This is a genomic window from Verrucomicrobiota bacterium JB022, from assembly GCA_030673845.1.
Lineage (GTDB): Bacteria > Verrucomicrobiota > Verrucomicrobiia > Opitutales > Oceanipulchritudinaceae > WOUP01.
The window spans coordinates 1-17,661 of sequence record JAUTCQ010000005.1 but is presented as its reverse complement, the minus strand read 5'-3'; the positions used below and the strand labels follow the sequence as shown (position 1 = coordinate 17,661).

The window sequence follows — 17,661 nt, the reverse complement described above, 5'->3', positions numbered from 1 at the left end:
GCCTCTTAGATGGCCTGGGTCACGATCTCGTCGGCGAGGCCGTATTCGATCGCTTCCTTGGCATTGAGGTAGAAGTCGCGGTCGGTGTCGCGCTGGATGCGCTCCAGCGGCTGACCGGAGGCTTCGGCGAGGATGCGGTTCATCTCTTCGCGGATCTTCTCCATTTCCTGGGCCTGGATGTGGATGTCCACCGCCGCGCCGCGCATGGTGCCCATGATCAGCGGTTGGTGGATCAGCACACGGCTGTGCGGGTAGAGCAGGCGACGGCCCTTGGTGCCGCCGCAGAGGAAAATCGAGCCCATCGACGCGGCGAGGCCCACCACCACGACGCAAATCGGGCTGGTGATCAGCTTCATCGTGTCGTAAACGGCCATACCTGCGGTGATCGAGCCGCCGGGGCTGTTGAGGTAGATGGTGATCTCCTTGCCCGGGTCCATCGCCTCGAGGTAGAGGAGCTGCTCGGTGGCCACACGGGCGCTCTTGTCGTTCACGTCGCTCCAGAAGAAGATTTTGCGCTCTTCGAGGAACTTGCGCTGCATGACTTCGCTCAGGTGCGACGGCTTGGGCTTTTCCAGCTTCTCAGGGGTCTCTTCGGGAGACTCGTCATCGTCGTCGTCAAAACGCGGAAAAGGATTCATAGCGAAAAGAGTGCCACAGGAAGCTACTTACGCAAGTGCTTTGGCGTGGAAATCAGGTGCGAAGAACAGGCAGCAGCACGCATTATCGACCGCGAAAAAGCTGGCCCGCTCCGCCCCTGCCGTTTGAGTGGAAGGCACGGAAGCTCTCAACCTCCGCCTTGCCATGAAAAAGAACCTCTCGCGCGCCGTGCTGGCGCTGCTTACGCTGCCGCTCGGACTTATGGCAGCATCACCCATCGTCATCGCCCACCGGGGTGCCAGTGGCTACCTGCCCGAGCACACTCTGGCGGCCAAAGCCCTCGCCCACGCCATGGGCGCCGACTACCTGGAGCAGGACGTCGTGCTGACCAAAGACGGCGTGCCCATCATCCTCCACGACATCCACCTCGACGGCACGACCGACGTGGAGGCCAAGTTCCCCGGGCGCGCCCGCGAAGATGGCCACTATTACGCGATCGACTTCACGCTCGACGAGGTTCGCCAGCTCAACGCGCACGAACGCCAGAGCGAGCGCACGGGCGAGCTGGTCTTCCCGCAGCGCTTCGGTCTCGGCCTGGCCCGCCTGCCGGTGCCGACCCTGGAGGAAGAGATCGACTTCATCCAACGCCTCAACCGCACGACCGGACGCAATGCGGGCCTCTACGTCGAGCTCAAGCAGCCGACCTTTCACACCCGCGAAGGGCAGGACATCGCCGCCATCGTTGCGGAGCTGCTCGCCCGTTATGGCTACGCGCAGGCCGACGACAAGTGCTACATCCAGTGCTTTGAATCCGGCGCGCTCAAACAACTGCGCGAGGCAGGCTGCGAGCTGCCGCTGGTGCAACTCATCGGCCGCCCCGGTAGCGAAGGCGACCCGCAAGACGACTTTGCCGCCATGCAAACGCCAGATGGGCTGAAACAGGTGGCCACCTATGCCAACGGTCTCGGCCCTTCCATCGGCCAAGTGATCGCGCCAGACGAAGACGGCACCTACCGCCCTCTACCGCTTACCGCCGACGCCCATCGCGCGGGCCTCGTCATCCACCCCTACACGCTCCGCCGCGACAGTCTGCCCGACGGCATCAGCGAAGACGACCTCTTCAAGCTGCTCTTTCACACCGCCGCCATCGACGGCCTCTTCACCGACTTCCCCGACGACGCGGTGAATTATTGGGTAAAGAAAGGCGGGCAGCCTCTTGGCGAAGTTCGGCTGCGATAGATAACATCTGTCGATGAGTAATCCGAAAGAAAAACATCTCGACTACATCCGGAGTGAAATTTCAGCTTATGAATTGCGCTCCTACGGCTTCAAGAAGATATGTCTAGGTATCGTTATTGCCCTGTTCGCTTTTGCTGGAACAAACTCAGATCAAATTGGCCCGCTTGCTTACGTGGGAGTTTTGACGGTGTGGTTACTCGATATGAAGGCAGCTTCATATGCACGACGTTATCAGGATCTTTATAATAGTGTTAGAACTAAGCCTGCTGGAAGTATCGACTATGACATGAGTCTGCCAAAAGCACGCGCTGACACGTGCATTTTCTCAGGTGTATTTTCGCTGGAATCTATTTTTTATGCCGTTATCTTCGCCTTGGTATTAATGCTTCCAAGGGTGATTTTGGGCTAGTTTGATGCGCGAGTAACCCCTCTACCCCTTCACGCTTGCCTCGTGGAGGGCGACGATGCCGCCGGTGAGGCCGCGGTAGGTGACGTGGTCAAAGCCGGCGGCGCGCATCTCTTCGGCGAGGGCCGGGCGGGCGGGGAAGCTCGCGATGCTGCCGCCGAGGTATTCGTAGGCCCCCTTGTCGCTCGTGATGGCTTTGGCGACCAGTGGTAGCACCCCTTTCAGGTAAGCATAGTAGAAGGGGCGCAGCCAGGCGTCGGGTTGGGTAAACTCCAGCACGAGCAGGGCACCGCCCGGGCGCAGTGCGCGGCGCATCTCCTGCAGACCGCGGTGGCGGTCCTCGAGATTGCGCAGGCCGAAGGAAATCGTGATCACATCGACGCTCTGGTCTGCCAGCGGCAGGTTGAGGCAGTCGCCAAAGGCAAAGCGGATGCTTTCGGTCAAGGCGTCGCCTTTTTGCTTGCGGCGGGCCTCGTCGAGCATCGGCTCGCAGAAGTCGAGACCCTGCACGGTCACGTCGGCACCCAGGCGCTTCTTGAGCGCAAAGGCGACGTCGCCGCTGCCGGTTGCGAGGTCGACCACGTCCTGCGGACGGCGTGCGGCCACGCGGTTGACCAGCACTTTGCGCCAATGGTAATCGACGCCAAAGCTCAGCAGGTGGTTGGCGACATCGTAGCGCCCGGCAATGCCGGCGAACATGGACTGGACGGCCTTCCCTTCAGGCATAAACGACCTTCGCTGGCCCCGGTGCGCAAGTCAAGCCGCTCAACTGCCACGTAGCTCGGCTTCGATCTGCTCGACCAGTTTTTTGGCTTCGGCGAGGCCCAGTCCGGTGTCTTCCTTTACCGTCTTGATCGCGCCGATCTTATTGCGCGCCTTAAGCTGGCGGATGGCTTTATCGCGCGTGTCGGCGGGGATTTGTACGCCGGCGGCGGAGCGTTGGGGAGCCGGGCTCAACGGTTCGCTTGCCGCCAGTTGGTCGACATGGCGCTTGGCGTCGCGCAGGCTCATGCCGGTGCTGCCGCGCAGTTCCTTTACCGCCTTGATCTTGTGGCCCTCTGCCACCAGTTGCCGCAGCCGCGTTTCGAGCAAGGGCGAGACGCGCGCGTTTTTTACGCCCAGGCTGCCCCGGATCACGACAAAGGCGGCGATGACCACGGCCACCACGGCGAGCAGGATCCAGAGGCCGCCCGTCAGCAACTGTTGTTGGGTTTGTTCGTCCACGCCGCAACTGTAAGGGCGCAATGTGTTTCCGGCAAGAGCCTTGATTGGCATCGGGATTTGCATTTTACCCCTGCAGGCCTTTGGCTGTGGGCAGTTACCCGAACTCCCTTATACCTCATGCAACGTCGCATCTTTGATCATCTGGGTACCCCCGTTTCTGAAATTGGCCTCGGCTGCTGGCAGCTAGGAGGCGACTTCGGCCAGAATGCCCCGCGCCAGGCCGAGCAGATCCTGCGCACTGCGGTGGAGCAGGGGATCACCTTCTTCGACACGGCAGACGTCTACGGCGCGGGCGAATCGGAAAAGTTCGTCGGCAAAGTCCTGAACGAGCTGGGCCGCGAACGCTTTTTCATCGCCTCCAAAGTGGGGCGCACGGGCGACCTTTACCCCGACCAGTATACGGAGGCAAAGGTGCGTGCACATGTCGAGGAGTCGCTGCAGCGGCTGCAGATCGATACGCTCGACTTGATCCAGTTGCACTGCATCCCCAACGAGGTGGTGGAGCAGGGGGAGATCTTCCAGTGGCTGCGCAGGCTGAAGGAGGAGGGCAAGATCCGCTCCTTCGGGGCGAGCGTCGAGTCGATGGACGACGCGCTGAGCGCCCTGAAGCAGCGCGACCTGTCCTCGCTGCAGATCATCTTCAACATCTTCCGTCAAAAGCCGGTGGAGCGCGTGCTGGAAATGGCGCACCAGCAAGGCGTCGCGATCATCGTGCGCCTGCCGCTGGCCAGCGGGCTGCTCTCCGGCAAGATGCGTTACGATACCCGGTTCGAGGAGCAGGACCACCGCCACTACAACCGAGATGGCGCGGCTTTCAATGTGGGTGAGACTTTTGCGGGTCTACCGTTCGAGCAAGGGGTGGAGCTGGCTGATCAGTTGAAGGCCTATGTGCCCAACGGCTACACCATGGCCCAGTTCGCTCAACGCTGGATCCTCGACCAACCGTCGGTCACGACGATCATTACTGGCGCATCGCGACCGGATCAGGTCGTGGCCAATGCGGCCGTCTCGCACCTTCCGCCGCTTTCGCCGACCTTGCACGCGCAGTTGGCCACTTTCTACCAACAGCGCGTCGTGCAGCACATCCGCGGGCCGTACTGAGGCTCTGGCCATCAAAAAGCCCGCAGCCATTTCTGGTGCGGGCTCTTTCGTGGGAAAATATGAAACGCCAGGCAGCTTAGTTGACCTGGATCGGCACGGTGACCGAGTTGTAGCCGGGGACTTCGAACTGGATAATGCCACGGCCCGGGCTGCCGCCTTCGACGTTGATGTTCACGCTGCGGGCGCCGGCGGGGATCACGACCTCGGGCATGATCACGCTGTCCGGGATGTCCGTCATCACTGAGACGGGCATGCCGCCGGGAGGGGCCTCGCCGCCGACTTCGAGCACCATCAGTACGATCTCGCCGGTGAAGAGATTCAGCTTTTCGGGCTGCACTTGCAGTTGGGCGGCGTCGACGCGGAAGGTGCCGACCTCCATATCGCCGTCCATCGTGCGGATGGTGACGGGGTAGGTCTGGCCCGGCTGGAGCGGGGGCACGGTAAATTCGATGTCGCGCGGCGTATTGACGGTCGTGTCGGTTTCGGTGCCGCCCACCACTACGGTATCGCCGGGGGCAAAACCGCGACCGGTGAGGCCGATGCGGGCACCGACGGGGCCGCGGCTGCTGATCAGCTCGATGGCATAGCGGTTGGCCAGGTCAGCATAAAAGAGATCGCCCGATTCGTTAAAGCTATCCTTAATCGCCGTTTTGCGAATGCCGCTATTAATATAATCGTATTTCAGAATATAGTAATACTTGGCCTTGTTGACGCCCGGGGCCATCCGGTAGTCATAGGTAAACATCATGGGATTGCCCGGCTGGCGGGACATCTCATACGTGTCGCCATTGATGACGATCTGCGCCTGCACGGAGTCTTCGACCACGTTGGTGGAGTCGAATTTCGCCGCGAACGAAAAGGTGTAAATCCCGGAGGCATTCTGCGGGATTTTCGTGGGCGTGTAGTTGTTGAAGAGGTTGTTACAACCACTGAGGGTAAAGCCGATTGCCGCCAGTGCGGCGAGGGCTGCCCACGTTTTGCCTTTAAAGCGTTTCATTATTCGCTACTTAGCCCATGAACAAATGATTCTGCAAGCAAAAGCTGAATTCTGCCGCCCGCTCGGCCTCTACCTGCACGTGCCGTTTTGCGCCCGCGCGTGCGACTTCTGCAACTTCTATCAGGAAGCCCCTAAACGGCAGGAGTTGGACCGTTATCTGGCTGGCATCGAGCGCGAATTGCAGCTCCGCCCGCCTAGTCGCCCCGTCGATACCGTTTTCTGGGGAGGGGGCACACCTAGCCTGCTGGCCGCGAAGGATCTGGAGCGCCTTGGCCGGGCCATGCTCGCGGCGCTGCCGCAGCCACCGCAGGAGTGGACGATCGAGATGGCCCCGAGCACCGTGAAGGCCGACAAGCTGGAGGTGCTGCGCGAGCTGGGCGTCAACCGCATCTCGATGGGCGTGCAGAGTTTCGACCCCGTGCTGCTCGACCGGCTGGGCCGCTCGCACTCGCCCAAGCAGGTCTACCACGCGATCGAGCTGATCCGCGCCGCCGGTTTCGACAACCTCAACCTCGACCTGATCTTCGCCGTGCCCGGTCAGACGCTCGATAGCTGGGAAGCCGATTTGCGCGAGGCCTTGCGCCAGGAGCCCCAACACCTCAGCACCTATTGCCTGACCTTCGAGGAAGATACCGCGCTCTGGGTGAAGCTGCAGAAGGGCCAGACGACCAAGCTGAGCATCGAAGACGAGAGCGACTATTACACGCGAGCCTGGGAAGTGCTGGAGGGCGAGGGGCTGCCGCAATACGAGATCTCCAACTTCGCGCGACCGGGCCGGGCCTGCCGGCACAACCTCAACACCTGGGCGATGCACGAGTGGCTGGCCTACGGGCCGTCGGCCTCCGGCCAATTTGGCGGTCGCCGCTGGACCAATGCCCCGAATATCGACCAGTGGCTGCAGGGCGTCGAAAGCGGCCAACCGGCGGAGCAGGAGATCGTGCCGTTGACCCCGCAGTCGCTGCTCGCAGACGCGCTGGTCTTTGGCCTGCGCATGAACGAGGGGGTAGACCTGGCCGAGCGCGAGTCACGCTTTGGCCTCCCGCTGCCGGATGCCCTCCGCACCTTGTTCGACGACTTGACCGAGGAAGGCCTGATGACGCAGGAGGGCCGGCGGGTGGCGCTGACCCTCGAAGGTCGCCTGCTGGCCGACCGCATCGGCACGGCCATCCTGGAGGCACTGGAGTAGGGGCTACTCGTCTACTCCGTAGCGGTCGATCAAGACGTGCGTGCCCACCGGCGTGGCGTCGAAGAGCGCGATCAGGTCGTCGTCGCGCAGCAGGAGGCAGCCGCTGGAGTCGCGCTGCGGGAAACGCTCGGGGTGGACGGTGCCATGAATATAGACGTAGCGTTTGTAAGTGTCGCAGTTGCCACCCTGGTTCAGGCCCGGCTCCAGGCCCGTCAGCCAGAGGATGCGGGTGGCGACGTAGGCGGGCTGGTCGGGCCCGTAGTCATCGCGCTCCCAGTAGAGCCCCTGCGGCACGCGGCCGATGAAGACCGTGCCCGGAGCCGCGCCGTCGCCATGCTTTTCCGCCACCGCGTGCAGGCCCCACGGCGTGCCTTCGGAGTTGGCGGTGCAGGAGACCGGCTTGCGGCTGAAGCTGACGGGGTAGGTGGCCATTAGCTGCCCATCCCGTACGCGCCAGAGAATTTGCTGGCCAAGTGACACGAAAATCGCATGGTGCGAGGGTTCAATTTGCCACTTCTGGCAAGTTCGAACATACGTTTCCCACAATAGTTCCCATTCCAATGGCATACCGTGTAGGCATCGTCGGCGCGACCGGCGCCGTAGGTCAAGAGTTCATCCGCTTGCTGAATGAGCGCAATTTCCCCATGTCGGAGCTGCGCCTGTTCGCCTCCGCCCGTTCTGCGGGCAAGACCGTGACTTTTGGCAAACACACTTACACGGTCGAGGAAACCACGCCGGAGATTTTCCGCGAGCTCGATCTCGCGCTCTTCAGCGCCGGGGGCGACATTTCCGAGAAGTTCGGCCCGATCGCGGTCGAGGCCGGCTGCGTGGTGGTGGACAACAGCTCCGCTTTCCGCATGGACCCCTCCGTGCCCCTCGTGGTGCCGGAGATCAACTCCCATGCCCTGGCCGAGCACACCGGCATCATCGCCAACCCGAACTGCTCGACCGCCATCACGCTGATGGGGCTCTACCCGCTGCACCAGAAGTTCAAGCTGCGCCGCTTCACCGCCGCGACCTACCAGGCCACCTCCGGCAGCGGAGTCGAAGGCATGGAAGAGCTCGACCAGCAGGTGAAGAGCCACGCCAAGGGCGAAGAGCTGAAGGTGGAACACTATCCTTATCAGATCGCGTTCAACCTGATCCCGCAGGTCGACAAGTTTACGGACAACGGCTACACCAAGGAAGAGCTCAAGATGCTCAACGAGAGCCGCAAGATCATGGGCCTCGGCGACCTCGCCTGCTCCGTCACTTGCGTGCGCGTGCCGGTCTTCCGTGCCCACTCCATCGCGGTCAACGCCGAGTTCTTCGAGCCGGTGGACCTCGAAGAAGCCCGTCAGGCCATCCGCGACTTTGCCGGGGTGGAGCTGTTCGACGAGCCGAATGCCAAGCAGTACCCCATGCCCCTGCGTTACAGCGGCATGAACGACTGCGGCGTCGGTCGCCTGCGTAAGGACACCGCCTTCGAAAACGGCCTCGCCTTCTGGGTCGTCGGCGACCAGCTCCTCAAGGGCGCCGCGCTCAACGCCGTCCAGATCGCGGAAGAGCTGCACAAGCTCGACATGCTCCGCGTGCCGGCCAAAGCGTAAGGCCTCAGATCACGTGTTTTCTAGCCGCAGATGAAACGCGGATTTTCGCGGATTTCTGATGCTGGAGCACGAAGACATTACTCGAGAAGTGATCGGTGCGGCCTTTGAGGTGCACCGATCACTTGGTTACGGCTTTCTGGAAAAGGTTCACCAAAAGGCACTGCAAGTCGAAATTCTGAGCCGTGGGCTTGCTTGCGAAACTGAGAAGGCGATTCGGGTCTTCTATAAAGGCCACATCGTCGGCGACTACTTTGCCGAATGGAAATTCGCGTTAACCAGGTTTTGCATCCGGGCATAAAAAAGCTCCTGCCGCAGAGGCAGAAGCTTTGCATGGAGACCTGGCGGAACCTCGGGCTCAGGTCGCTGCGCTTGCTTCGCGCTGGCGGCGGGCGATGAGTTCGGCCTGCATACGGTGGCTCATGTCTTTGGTGATGGGGTAGAAGAGCATGATGACCGCCGCGAGGCCGAGCGCGAGGGCCGGGTAAGCGGTGGCGGAGAGGCGGATGCCGAGCAGGCTGGTCTCCGTTTGGGCCACGCCCGCCGCATAGCCGTAGGCTGCCAGCACTTGACCACCGAGGAATCCGCCGATGCCGAGCCCTGCCTTGAGCGCAAAGACGACGCCCGCAAAGACGAAGGCGGTCGAGCGGCGATGGTTGCGCCACTCCGAGTAGTCCGCCGCATCGCCGATCATCGACCACAGGAGCGGGATCGAAGGGCCGTAGCAGAGCGACCACAGCATGCCGACGAGGAAGTGCAGCGTCACCTGCTCTGCCGGCAGGAAAAACGGCAGGATGCCAGCCACCGCCGTCGCGGCCAGCGAGACGGTGAAGACCCGCCGCTTGCCGAACCACTCCGACAGCTTTTTCGACATCAGCACCCCCAGGATCGTGATGAACGAGCCTGCCATGTTGAAGAACCCGAACCCGACGGAGACCGCGTTGGAATTGTCGTCGCGGATGAGGAGGCCGAACGCGTTGAGGATCTGCTGCCCGATATTGAGCGGCCCCTCCGGCGCGCCCAGGCCAAGCCCGCGAGCGAAGTCGGCCAAGGCAGGCTGCGACAGGTAATAGTCGAAGAAATAGGAGTAGGAGCCACCCCGGAACGACAGCATGGTGAAGATCATTAGCGTGGCGAAGAACAGCGTCAGCCACGGGCGGTTGGTAAACGCATCGTTGAAGTCGGCCGCGATGGAGTTCTTCTGCTCCTTGGGTGGGCGCACGCGCTCCTTGGTCGTGAAAAACGTGATGACGAAGAACACGAGCGCCACGGCGGCGAAAATCCCCATCGTGATCGACCAGCCAAGCTGGTTGTCGCCCTGCCCAAACTTGTCCGCCAGCGGGCGCACGAGGCCCTGCACGAGCAGCGCGGCGGCCATCGCGGCAAAGAAGCGGAACTGCGAGAGGCTCGTGCGCTCATCCACGTCGGCCGTCATCACCCCGTTGAGCGCTGAGTAGGGCACGTTGTTCACCGTATACATCATCATCAGCACGATGTAGGTGATGTAGGCGTAGAAGAGCTTGGCGGTGTCTCCCCAGTCGGGCGTCGTGAACGCGAGCCAGAACATGAGGCAAAACGGAATGGCCGACCAGAGGATCCAGGGGCGGAACTTGCCCCAGCGCGTTTCCGTGCGGTCGGCAATAATGCCCATGATCGGGTCGGTTATGGCATCGCTGAAGCGCACCAGCAGGAAGAGCCAGGCGGCGGCGGAAGCCGAGATCCCGAAGACGTCGGTATAAAAATACGACTGGAAGATCAGGAGCGTCTGGAACACGAAATTGGCGGAAGCGTCGCCGAGGGAGTAGCCGGCTTTCTCGCGAAACCGCAGTTTGTGCGCTGCGTCGGTCATAAGGAGGGAGAGGGGTAGGTCGGGGTGGGGTAGCGGCTTGCCTTGGGGTTGCGGCGCCGCCAGTTGGCACGTTGTGGGAACCTCCACCCGGGGGCAAACGGAGACTTGTTCTAATATTAGAACGGTGGTGTGCACTTGCAGCCCAAAGCGGCGCTTATTAAAATTTTTCTCACCTGCTGTCGTTTTGGCGGGTGCGCGTTCGTCTAGGGAGTGAATCAAGGAAACCTATGCAATATCTTCTGATGATCTGTTTGGACCGGGAGGCGTTCGACGCGCTGCCGCAGGAAGAACGCATTGCCATCCACCGCGATTGCGGTGCCTGGCACGAAGAGCTCGTCCGCAGCGGGCACACGCTCAACTTCGCTGGCCTGCATGGCCCTTCGGCTGCTACCACGATCCGCCAGCGCGGCGGTCAGACCTTCGTGACTGACGGGCCTTACATCGAGAGCAAGGAGCTGCTGGGCGGGTTTGAGTGGATCCAGGCCGACAACCTCGACGAGGCGATCGCCATTGCCAGCCGCTTTCCGGGGCTGCGGGCGGGTATCGCGGTGGAGGTGCGCCCGGTGGTGAGCGACCACGAGCGCGGCAAGTTCTGCCCCAAGTCGATGGAAGAGGTTGTCGCGCGGTAGGCGCATGGACTTGGATACGCTGTATCGAGGCTCCTACGGTCGCATCCTCGCCAGCCTGATTCGTACCGTGCGGGATATCGGGCTGGCGGAGGACGCCCTGCAGGAGGCTTTTCTGGCCGCGCAGCAACGATGGTCCCACGAGGGCTTGCCTGCGCAGCCGGAGGCTTGGCTGCTCACGACGGCCCGGCGCAAGGCCATCGACCATATCCGCCGCCGCGTCTGGGCCAACGAGCGCCAGCACGACATCGCCGAAGCCCTCACCTCCGCCGAGGAAGGCCCCATGCCCACCGATACGCTGCGTCTTATCTTCACCTGTTGCCATCCGGCCTTCGCACCGGAGGCGCAGGTGGCGTTGACCCTCAATACCTTGGGCGGCCTCTCGACACCTCAGGTGGCCGCCGCCTTTCTCGTGCCGCTACCGACGATGGCTCAGCGCCTCACCCGCGCCAAGGCCAAGATTCGCGACGCGGGCATCCCTTATACCGTCCCGCCGGAGGAGGCTTTGCCGGAGCGCGTGACCCGTGTGTTGAAGGTGCTCTACCTGATCTTCAACGCTGGCTACTCGGCCCCCGCCAGTCTGGTGCCGGAGGTTTCGCTTTGCGATCAGGCAATCCGGCTGACCCGGCACCTGATCGAGCTGTTGCCGCGCGAGGCCGAGGCGCAGGGCCTGCTCGCGTTGATGTTGTTGCACCACTCCCGCCAAGCCACCCGTCTGGATGCGAACGGCGAGATCGTGCTGCTGGAGCAGCAGGACCGGACGCGCTGGGACCGGGCGCAGATTCGCGAAGGCATCGGGTTGGTGGGGCTGGTGCTGCGCAAATCCTCCGGCCCCTACGCCCTGCAGGCTGCGATTGCCGCACTCCACGCCGAGGCCCCGAGCGTGCAGGCGACCGATTGGCCGCAAATCGTGGCGCTGTATACGCTGCTGGTGCGGCGAGATCCATCCCCCGTCGTCGCGCTCAACCGCGCGGTGGCGGTGGCGATGGCTTCCGGCTACGAGACGGGTCTGGCAGAGTTGGAGCGGCTACCGCTGCATGATTACCACCCTTGGCACGCCGCCCGAGCCGACCTCCTGCGCCGTCTCGGTCGCTGGCCCGAAGCGCTGGGCAGCTACGAAGCGGCTCTCACTCTGGCTACCGACCCGGCGGAAGTGCGTTTCCTTCAGCGGAGGCGAGGGGATTTACAGGATCAAATAGATAAGAAACTTTATTGTGACGAGCGCGGAAACTGATAAAGAGGTAAGCCGGTCCTGCGATATTTACGCAACTTCCTACGCTTATGAAACACCTGCTTCTGCTCGCTACGTCTTTGAGCATCGCGGCCTCGTTGAGCGCCGCTGTCGAAATCGACTTCGACAACGCCACCGATCTGGATCAATTCGTCCGCAACTCCCCCGACGGCCCCGGCTTCACGCCCGTCGTTGGCGCAACGGCTGGTCTTGGCGGCGCGGGCGGCGTCGACTTGAGCTCCGCCGATCGACGCGAAGCGTTTGTCTACCAAAGTGGCTTTGCCCTCACGACGGGGACGCCTTACGCCGTCAGCGGCTATTTCCAGCAAACTGGTGACACGAACTTTGCCGGGGTGGGCTTCACCGACAGCGTGAGCAGTGTAGGTGGCTACGCGATGGATCCCATGTTCCTGCTCAATAGCTCTATCTCGGAAGTGTATCTGGCAAATTATACGACGGTAGAGCAGGACTGGAGCCGCTATAACACGTTCAGTGACGTTTTGGAGGCGGGTGACTGGTATTACTCGTCACTGTCGCTCCTCTACATCGGCGCAGACAGCTTTACCGTCGATATACTGCTCCAGCGGTCGGCTGCCGATGGGACGCTGGGGGATGTGCTCTTCTCCAGCTCCTATACGCTCGACAACCCTGCGTTGGCGGGTGCGGAAAACCTGTTCGCGTTCTTCTACGTGGATGCGGGGGGCGATGGTACCCCTGTAACGGCCTTCGACTCCTTCCGTGCGGGCGAAGTGGCTCCGGTGGTGCCCGAACCGGCGGAGACGGGCCTCGCGCTGGGCTTGGCCGGTCTGTTTGGCCTCGGGCTGCGCCGCTGGCGCAAACAGGCGTAGTTCGCGCCGCTTTTTGATGATTTTCAGGCCATTTCCCAACTGCGGAGATGGCCTTTTTTGTCTCTTACGCTCCGCTTTGCTCGCGATAGGGAGAGGCTTGGCGGGCGAGTTCGCGCAAGTCTTCCACGTCGTCGGCCTCGTCCATGATTTCGTGGCCGATGAGGGATTCGATCACATCCTCCAGCGTTAATACGCCGGCAAAGCTGCCAAACTCGTCCACCACCACGGCCAAGTGGTCGCGCTGGCGCAGGAAGCGTGAGAATGCGCGCTTCAGCGTCAGGTTTTCCGGCATCACCAGTACCTTGCGCACAAAATCGTCGATCGGGCGGTCCCACTCGTCGTTGGCGGCCGCCACGAGGATGTCGCTCTTCAGCACGTAACCGGCGATGGTGTCGCCCTCGCTCATCACTGGATAACGCGAGTAGGTGAGATCCGGCGTCTGGTCCATCACTTCGCGGACCGTGCACCGCGATTTCAGGATCACCGCCACCGTGCGGGGCGTGAACACGTCGTGGACCTTCAGGGTCTGGAATTGCACGATGCTGCGCAGGGCCTGAGCGTCGGAGCTGTCGATCACGCCCTCCTGGTGTCCCAGCTCGGCCATGGCAAACATTTCGTCGCGGCTGATGGCGGCCTCGGCCTTGCCCGGGCGCAACATCTTGGAAATCCCCTGCGAAAGCACGACCAGCGGCCACAGGAGGATCGTCAACCAATGGATGCAGTAGGCGGAAGATACGGCGAGAGCGCGCCAGTAGGTGGCTCCGATGGTCTTGGGGATGATCTCCGAAAAAACGAGGATGATCAGCGTCAGCACGCCGGAGATGACGGATACCGGCACGCTGTGGAAGACCACGTGCGCCTGTGCGCCCACGCCTGCTGCGCCGACGGTGTGCGCAATCGTGTTGAGGCTGAGGATCGCGGCTAGCGGGCGGTCCACGTCGCGCTTCAGGTCGTCCAGCATCTTGCCTGAGCGCTTGCCTGCCTCCTTGGTCGCGGAAATGAACGAGGGCGTGAGCGAGAGCAGCACGGCTTCGAGAATGGAACACAAGAATGAAACGGCAACCGCCAGAGTCAGGTAGAGGATGAGGAGAGTCATCTGTTGCAGGGCAAGGTAGCCGGCTCTGCTCAAATCTCAAGGCATGGCGAACGGTTGCTAAACCGCCAGGTAGCGCTCAGCCGGCAAGCCTCCGCCGCCTTCGGCAAACTCTGCGTGGGGCAAGTCCGTCACGAGGTAGTCGAGCGAGAGCCACGGGCAGAGGAATTCGCCTGCCGTTCGGTTCCACTTGCTGGCATCGAGGGCAAAGAGCGCTCGCTTGCTCTGCTCGATCACGGCCTGCTGCAGCTCCACGATCTCGGCGTCGGAATTCCAGATGCCACGCTCGTTCATCGCTTCGGCCCCCAACAGGCAGAGGTCGAACTGGTAATCCTTCAGGTGCGCCTTGGCCTCGCGCCCCAGCAGGGCGGATTGTCGGCCAAAATAGCGCCCGCCGGAGAGGATGGTGTGGATGCCCGGCTCTTCGCCCAGCAGCTCGGCGACCGCGATGTTGTTCGTCACCACCGCGAGCGATTCGAAATCGCGGCGGCAGAGGGCGCTGGCTACGTAATAAATAGCCGAGCCGGCGTCCAGAAAGCACGTCATGCCGTCTTCGACAAACTCGGCGCAGCGGTCGGCAATACGCCGCTTCTCTGGCTCACGCTTGCGCACGCGTTGCTGAAACGAGTCGAAGTCGCGGTCGAAATCCATCAACGCGCCGCCGAAGTGCCGCTTGATCTGCTCGTGTTTTTCGAGGAAACGCAAGTCGCGGCGGGCCGTAGCTTCGGAGATGCCGAAGCGGCGGCACACCTCCGCCACCGGGATGAAGCGCTCGCGCCGGATGGCTTCGGCCAGCTCGCGGCGGCGTTGATCAATTACTTGTTGAGGCTGGCGCATGACGAAGATGGGACTGCTTTATGATTGAATTCGATCATAAAAGCGGTTGATTGGACCCTGAACTATCTTGGCGATGAGTATGCTCTATACGGTGGAAGATGTCGAGGCCGTGCTGGCGGCGGGCCTCAAGCTCAATGATTTGCCCCCCGGCGTGCGCCTGACCCGCGACGCCGCCCGGCTGATGCGCGAGCGGGGCGCGATCGACGACACTGTGGGGGCGCGCCCCTCGGTCATCGACTACAAGTTTACCTGGGAGCCGGGGTCCGATCCGCAGACGCCGGCCGACATTCAGGACTTTTTCCACTCGGCCCGGATCGAGGCCCAGAAGCGCTGGATGTGCGACATTGGCCGCCGCATGTGGGAGCGCGAATATACCGACGGCAATGGCGGTAACCTCACCGTGCGGGTGGGGGATAGCCTCGTGCTCTCCACCGCCACCATGATCTCCAAGGGCTTCATGGAGCCCGAAGACATCTGCCTCGTGGACCTGCAGGGCAACCAGCTGGCGGGCACCCGCCGCCGCACCAGCGAGTGCAAGACCCACCTTGGCATCATGCGCCACCAGCCGCTCGCGTTGGCCTGCTGCCACGGCCACCCGGCGCACGCCACCGCCTTCGCCGTCGCCAAGGTGCAGCCGCCCAGCTACCTCATCCCGGAGGCGGAAGTGTTTCTCGGCGAGATCGGCATGTGCCGCTACGCCACCCCCGGCGAACCCGAGATTGCGGAGCTGATCGGCCAGACTGCGCGCCAGCACATGTCGATCCTGATGGAAAACCACGGTGTCATCACCTGGGGCCGCAACATCGAGGACGCTTACTGGAAGCTGGAGAATACCGACGTCTACTGCCGCACGGTTTGGGTATCCTCCCAGCTCGGCAAGCCTTTGACGCCCATCTCCGGCCCTCACGCGCGCGACTTGCTGGAGCTGCGCCGCCGTTACGGCATGGACGACCGCCGCTTTACCCTCCGCGACGACGAGCTGCGCGACACCAGCAACTTCCAGGCAGGCTTTGTCGGTACGGACGAGGCGTAGTTGAGTAGGCCTTCTCCGCCCCTATCTGTGCAGAATTGTGCGCATGTAGGGTAGTTGAATCGCTAAAAATGTTCGCTTTTGCTCAATTCCGGGGCTGATGGAGCCGATTAGCGGCGATGGTGCATATTGTGCTGGAGCTGCCGCTTATGCTCCGTCGCAATTTCTTCAAGACGGCCGCCGTGGGTGGGTTGGCCGTGGGTATGAGCCGAGGCTGGTTGGCCTCCGATTTGTCGGCTGCCGCCGGTCCGATCGACACGGGAGGCAAGGCTCCGCTCGCGCTGGCCAAGGACGAACTGTTCTGGCAGCGCGTGCGCCGTGAGTTCGCGCCGCGTCCTGATTTCGTCAACCTCGAATACGGCTACTTCTGCCCCTCCGCCCTCTCCACGCTGGAGACGACGGTGCGTGGCGCGCGCGACATCAATTCCGGAGGCTCCTATTTCATGCGTCGGGAGATGCACGACGAGTTGGAGGAAGCTCGGACCGACCTCGCCGCCCTCGCGGGGGTTTCGACGGAAGAAATCTGCATCACGCGCAACACGACCGAGTCGATGAACATCATCGTCAACGGCCTGGATATGGAGCGGGGCGACGAGATCGTCTACTCCGACCAGGATTACGGCAGCATGGTCGAGTCGATGGAGCAGAAGGCGAAGCGCTACGGCGTGGTGCTCAAGCAGGTGGCCATCCCGCTCGATCCGAAGAGCGACGACGAGATCGTGGCCATCTGGGAGCGTGCGATCACGCCCCGGACGAAGCTGCTCCACGTCACCCACCTGATCAACATCACCGGACACATCTTGCCGGTGCGCAAGATTTGCGACATGGCCCACCGCCACGGCGTCGAGGTGCTGGTCGACTCCGCCCATGCCTTTGCCCACATCGACTACAAGATCGAGGATCTTGGTTGCGACTACCTCGGCACGAGCCTGCACAAGTGGCTGTGCTCTCCCGTGGGCCTCGGCATGCTCTACGTAAAGCGGGAGAAGATCGAGAAGATCTGGCCGCTGATGGCCGACACCGGCAAAAAGGTGGACGACATCCGCAAGCTGGAAGAGCTGGGCACGCGCCCCTACAACCACCACCGCGGGCTGCGTACCGCCATCGAGTTTCACAAGCAGATCGGGGGCAAGGCGAAGGAAGAGCGCCTGCGCTACCTCAACACCTACTGGACGCAGGACTTCCGCGACCACGACCGCATCTACTTCAACACGCCGACCGACCCCTCCCGCTACGTCGCGATCTCCAACGTGGGCGTGCGGGGTGCGACCCCCAAGCAGCTCGGTGACTTCCTCTGGGACAAGCACAACATCCTCATCGCCGGCGTGGACCACCCGGTCGTCAAAGGCGTGCGCGTCACCCCCGGCCTGCCGACCCCCCTGCGCCACCTCGACCTGATGAAGGTCGCGATGGAAGACGCCGCTAGGAAGCTATAAGTTTGCTTCGTTCTGGTTCGGGATTGGGCCTCACGCCAAGCCGCAGAGCCGCCACGAAATTCATTGAAGCTTGAGCCTCTCTTCTCAACACCCGAAGTAAAGGGAATCGAAATCCCTACTTTGCGCCTTGTAGGTTTCCGTGTGTTCAGATTTTGCCGGGAATCTTCTGCGGGTATGGCCATCTGGCCTGCTCAAGAAGAGATTGGCGATGGCCTCAGCCTGTTGGCAGGCTTGGGGGGGCCAGGGATCAGCGGGGCCGGTGGCCACCGGCCCCGCTGAAGCTTCGGGAGAGATCATTTTGCGTCTGGAACCGCTCCGATGTCGGAGCGAAGTTCATCGCCGAGCAGGGATCGCTCGAAGCGTCCTGGCTTAATC

Annotated in this window: 19 protein-coding genes; 11 read left to right on the top strand and 8 right to left on the bottom strand. The window is 62.3% G+C overall.

Annotated elements, in window-relative coordinates:
* Positions 1-5: 5 nt before the first annotated feature.
* Complete coding sequence (locus Q7P63_03485; protein ID MDP0499140.1) at positions 6-638, bottom strand: ATP-dependent Clp protease proteolytic subunit; 633 nt, start codon at positions 636-638, stop codon at positions 6-8.
* 163 nt (positions 639-801) lie between these two features.
* Between Q7P63_03485 and glpQ the strand changes: the two genes are divergently transcribed.
* Both glpQ and Q7P63_03475 read left to right on the top strand, forming a co-directional pair.
* A complete protein-coding gene (gene glpQ / locus Q7P63_03480) occupies positions 802-1,836 on the top strand; it encodes a glycerophosphodiester phosphodiesterase (protein ID MDP0499139.1) in 1,035 nt (344 codons plus the stop codon).
* 13 nt (positions 1,837-1,849) lie between these two features.
* Complete coding sequence (locus Q7P63_03475; protein ID MDP0499138.1) at positions 1,850-2,245, top strand: hypothetical protein; 396 nt, start codon at positions 1,850-1,852, stop codon at positions 2,243-2,245.
* A gap of 21 nt (positions 2,246-2,266) precedes the next feature.
* Here Q7P63_03475 and ubiE read toward each other — a convergent pair whose 3' ends face one another.
* Positions 2,267-2,968, bottom strand: a complete 702-nt coding sequence (ubiE, locus tag Q7P63_03470) for a bifunctional demethylmenaquinone methyltransferase/2-methoxy-6-polyprenyl-1,4-benzoquinol methylase UbiE (GenBank protein MDP0499137.1) — start codon at positions 2,966-2,968, stop codon at positions 2,267-2,269.
* A gap of 39 nt (positions 2,969-3,007) precedes the next feature.
* On the bottom strand, positions 3,008-3,466 hold the full coding sequence (locus tag Q7P63_03465) for a ribosomal protein L7/L12 (GenBank protein ID MDP0499136.1): 459 nt from the start codon (positions 3,464-3,466) through the stop codon (positions 3,008-3,010).
* 117 nt (positions 3,467-3,583) lie between these two features.
* Between Q7P63_03465 and Q7P63_03460 the strand changes: the two genes are divergently transcribed.
* On the top strand, positions 3,584-4,567 hold the full coding sequence (locus Q7P63_03460; protein MDP0499135.1) for an aldo/keto reductase: 984 nt from the start codon (positions 3,584-3,586) through the stop codon (positions 4,565-4,567).
* Positions 4,568-4,643: 76 nt separating this feature from the next.
* On the opposite strand, the gene Q7P63_03455 is transcribed toward Q7P63_03460, so the two are convergent.
* Positions 4,644-5,564 carry a hypothetical protein gene (locus Q7P63_03455; GenBank protein MDP0499134.1) on the bottom strand — a complete coding sequence of 307 codons (921 nt, stop codon included), beginning with the start codon at positions 5,562-5,564 and terminating at the stop codon, positions 4,644-4,646.
* 25 nt (positions 5,565-5,589) lie between these two features.
* Here Q7P63_03455 and hemW point away from each other — a divergent pair, with 25 nt between their 5' ends.
* Positions 5,590-6,750 carry a radical SAM family heme chaperone HemW gene (hemW, locus tag Q7P63_03450; protein ID MDP0499133.1) on the top strand — a complete coding sequence of 387 codons (1,161 nt, stop codon included), beginning with the start codon at positions 5,590-5,592 and terminating at the stop codon, positions 6,748-6,750.
* A gap of 3 nt (positions 6,751-6,753) precedes the next feature.
* Here hemW and Q7P63_03445 read toward each other — a convergent pair whose 3' ends face one another.
* Positions 6,754-7,317, bottom strand: coding sequence for a L,D-transpeptidase (locus tag Q7P63_03445; protein ID MDP0499132.1), 564 nt, complete (start codon positions 7,315-7,317; stop codon positions 6,754-6,756).
* Here Q7P63_03445 and Q7P63_03440 point away from each other — a divergent pair.
* Together Q7P63_03440 and Q7P63_03435 are read left to right on the top strand one after the other, a co-directional pair.
* The gene (locus Q7P63_03440; protein MDP0499131.1) at positions 7,311-8,339 is read left to right on the top strand and encodes an aspartate-semialdehyde dehydrogenase; all 1,029 of its coding nucleotides are present in this window, start codon (positions 7,311-7,313) and stop codon (positions 8,337-8,339) included. The two genes, Q7P63_03445 and Q7P63_03440, sit on opposite strands and share 7 nt — an antisense overlap.
* 58 nt (positions 8,340-8,397) lie before the next feature.
* Complete coding sequence (locus Q7P63_03435) at positions 8,398-8,637, top strand: GxxExxY protein (GenBank protein MDP0499130.1); 240 nt, start codon at positions 8,398-8,400, stop codon at positions 8,635-8,637.
* Between the two features lie 57 nt (positions 8,638-8,694).
* On the opposite strand, the gene Q7P63_03430 is transcribed toward Q7P63_03435, so the two are convergent.
* Positions 8,695-10,185, bottom strand: coding sequence for an MFS transporter (locus tag Q7P63_03430; protein MDP0499129.1), 1,491 nt, complete (start codon positions 10,183-10,185; stop codon positions 8,695-8,697).
* Positions 10,186-10,412: 227 nt separating this feature from the next.
* On the opposite strand from Q7P63_03430, the gene Q7P63_03425 reads away from it, so the two are divergent.
* Genes Q7P63_03425 through Q7P63_03415 form a run of 3 tightly spaced genes read left to right on the top strand, consistent with a single transcriptional unit; the run spans position 10,413 to position 12,890 of the window.
* A complete protein-coding gene (locus Q7P63_03425; GenBank protein ID MDP0499128.1) occupies positions 10,413-10,814 on the top strand; it encodes a YciI family protein in 402 nt (133 codons plus the stop codon).
* 4 nt (positions 10,815-10,818) lie between these two features.
* Positions 10,819-12,045 carry an RNA polymerase sigma factor gene (locus tag Q7P63_03420; GenBank protein ID MDP0499127.1) on the top strand — a complete coding sequence of 409 codons (1,227 nt, stop codon included), beginning with the start codon at positions 10,819-10,821 and terminating at the stop codon, positions 12,043-12,045.
* Between the two features lie 47 nt (positions 12,046-12,092).
* On the top strand, positions 12,093-12,890 hold the full coding sequence (locus Q7P63_03415) for a hypothetical protein (protein ID MDP0499126.1): 798 nt from the start codon (positions 12,093-12,095) through the stop codon (positions 12,888-12,890).
* A gap of 64 nt (positions 12,891-12,954) precedes the next feature.
* On the opposite strand, the gene Q7P63_03410 is transcribed toward Q7P63_03415, so the two are convergent.
* The gene (locus tag Q7P63_03410; protein MDP0499125.1) at positions 12,955-13,986 is read right to left on the bottom strand and encodes a hemolysin family protein; all 1,032 of its coding nucleotides are present in this window, start codon (positions 13,984-13,986) and stop codon (positions 12,955-12,957) included.
* 57 nt (positions 13,987-14,043) lie between these two features.
* On the bottom strand, positions 14,044-14,820 hold the full coding sequence (locus tag Q7P63_03405; protein MDP0499124.1) for a DeoR/GlpR family DNA-binding transcription regulator: 777 nt from the start codon (positions 14,818-14,820) through the stop codon (positions 14,044-14,046).
* Between the two features lie 73 nt (positions 14,821-14,893).
* Between Q7P63_03405 and Q7P63_03400 the strand changes: the two genes are divergently transcribed.
* Both Q7P63_03400 and Q7P63_03395 read left to right on the top strand, forming a co-directional pair.
* On the top strand, positions 14,894-15,853 hold the full coding sequence (locus Q7P63_03400) for a class II aldolase/adducin family protein (GenBank protein ID MDP0499123.1): 960 nt from the start codon (positions 14,894-14,896) through the stop codon (positions 15,851-15,853).
* A 146-nt stretch (positions 15,854-15,999) separates the two neighbouring features.
* Entirely contained in the window at positions 16,000-17,286 is a 1,287-nt protein-coding gene (locus Q7P63_03395) for an aminotransferase class V-fold PLP-dependent enzyme (GenBank protein MDP0499122.1), read from the top strand.
* Positions 17,287-17,661: the final 375 nt, after the last annotated feature.